Origin of the sequence: Thiolapillus sp., assembly GCF_048562965.1 — a bacterium.
GTDB classification, from domain to species: Bacteria; Pseudomonadota; Gammaproteobacteria; order Chromatiales; family Chromatiaceae; genus Thiolapillus; species Thiolapillus brandeum_A.
Window position 1 is genome coordinate 1 of record NZ_JBHNMF010000761.1, and the last position, 1423, is coordinate 1423.

Consider the following 1423-nt stretch of genomic DNA (forward strand, 5'->3'; position numbering starts at 1 on the left):
AAACACGAGAATCTCTTCTCTTGGCGAGTACCTTGGCACGAGAAATGGGCTATCGGGCTATCTTGGTCACGTCCCGGCGCCCAAAAACGCCGGAACCAGGGGATCGGTGAGCGATGCGGGTTAGGAAGGGGGCGGCGTACCGGTACCGCTGGGTAAATGGCTGGAAGACGACCTGGTGCTGGCTGCCGGTGAAGTGTCCGGGAATGTTGCGCGGCGTGCCTCTTCTGTACTGGGCATGCCAGAGACCACCTACCGCCGCCGCCTGGAGAAGGTGAAGCGGGAACAGGAGGCAGGGCTGACGATGCGCAATACGGAATGGAACGCAGTGCCGGACATTCTTTCCCGGCTGGTCACCGAAAACCGGGATGCGCCGAAACAGAAAAAACTGTTTGATGAAGTCCGTGGTCTGCTGCTGGACGAAGTGATGACACTGGTGCCGCAGAATGCTTCCCTGGGGGCAGCGCTCATGGGAATAACCGTTCTCACCTACCGGCGCTGGACGGCTTCATATCAGCAGGAAGCGGTATGAACGGTTTCCTGTCAGGTTGCAAAGAAGCTGCGCCAGCTGCAGCCTGGGCAAACTGTGCTGTTTTACCGGTTGTTTTTGCTGTCCGGCAGTACAATGGGTACCAAAGACAAAGGGACTGTAACCACCGCAACCGGCCGCGTGCTCAATTTTGATATGAACGGTTTTCAGGCAGAAAAGGAATGTTTTCGCCGGGTTCACCGGCTCGGGGCGGCGTGTGAATGTCCGGGTGTGCGACCGGTCAGGTCAGGCACCGGGTTCATCATGTCTTTGTTCATGCTTTGCCTTCTGCTTCTCGGCACCGTATCCGATGCGGGCGCAAGCACGGTGCAGCAAGATCCGGCAGCATCTTCCCTGGAACCGCGCAACCTGCAGTTTTCCCGTATTTCACAGCGTGAGGGTCTGTCTCAGAACTCGGTCAATGCCATCGCCCAGGACAGGCGGGGCTATATCTGGATAGGCACACAGGAAGGACTCAACCGTTTCGATGGCAATGAGATGGCTGTCTTCGAGCATGATCCGTTCGATGCCGCTTCCCTGTCTTCCGACTGGGTGTGGGCATTGCTGGTAGACCGCGGAGGCGATCTGTGGGTAGGTACGGACGGCGGTGGTTTGAATCGTCATGATCCGGAAAAGAACGGCTTCGTCCGCTATCAGCATGAGGATGGCAACCCCGACAGCCTTGGCGGCAACCGGGTCAGAACCATCATTCAGGACAGCAAGGGGAATTACTGGATCGGCATGGACGGCAGTGGTGTGGATCGCTTTGATGCCGAAACGTAACTACTCACCCCTATCAGCATAGAGCTGTCCCGAAAAGGCCATTTGAATGGCGACCAGCGGATTGTATCCCTGATTTGCCATGGTCTGCAGGTAACTGGAGATGCGGCAATAGGC

Annotated in this window: 2 protein-coding genes; both read left to right on the plus strand. The window is 57.2% G+C overall.

Going from position 1 to position 1423, the window contains the following annotated elements; all coding sequences use genetic code 11:
* Nucleotides 1–175: 175 nt before the first annotated feature.
* Complete coding sequence (locus ACOCD2_RS19870) at nucleotides 176–529, plus strand: hypothetical protein (RefSeq protein WP_293650190.1); 354 nt, start codon at nucleotides 176–178, stop codon at nucleotides 527–529.
* A gap of 138 nt (nucleotides 530–667) precedes the next feature.
* Nucleotides 668–1309, plus strand: coding sequence for a ligand-binding sensor domain-containing protein (locus ACOCD2_RS19875; protein ID WP_294031432.1), 642 nt, complete (start codon nucleotides 668–670; stop codon nucleotides 1307–1309).
* Nucleotides 1310–1423 lie beyond the last annotated feature (114 nt).